The following is a 433-nucleotide window of genomic DNA, read 5'->3' on the forward strand; positions in this document are numbered from 1 at the left end:
CGCAGAATATAAGCCAGCATGTTATTGCTCCGCGTTCGCAGGCTTGGCCTGATCAGTGGCTGACGGGGTCGCGGTGGCGGGTTTGACATTCGGCTTCGCCCACCAGGTCATCAGGCCGATATCGGAAAGCGCCTTGGCCTTGGGAGGGTCGATGTGATTCCAGTAAGCCACCCGCCAGGTTTTGATGTGCCAGTTGGGTACAACGTAAAAACCCCACAGTAATACGCGGTCCAGCGCTTTGGTATGGGTGATCAGGCTTTCCCGGGAGTCGGCGTTGATCAGCCCGTTGACCAGCGTGTCTACCGCCGGGTCCTTGAGGCCCATGAAGTTGCGGCTGCCCGGGTTGTCGGCGCTGGATGAGTCGAAATACACGCGCTGCTCGTTACCGGGTGAGCTGGACTGCGGATAGCCAGTGACGATCATGTCGTAGTCC

Annotated in this window: 1 pseudogene; it reads right to left on the minus strand. The window is 59.1% G+C overall.

Annotation, left to right across the window (positions count from 1 at the left end):
- Window positions 1–21: 21 nt before the first annotated feature.
- Window positions 22–433, minus strand: a pseudogene (locus tag ALO43_RS27470) (ABC transporter substrate-binding protein); the annotation flags it as partial.

This window comes from Pseudomonas tremae, from assembly GCF_001401155.1.
Lineage (GTDB): Bacteria > Pseudomonadota > Gammaproteobacteria > Pseudomonadales > Pseudomonadaceae > Aquipseudomonas > Aquipseudomonas tremae.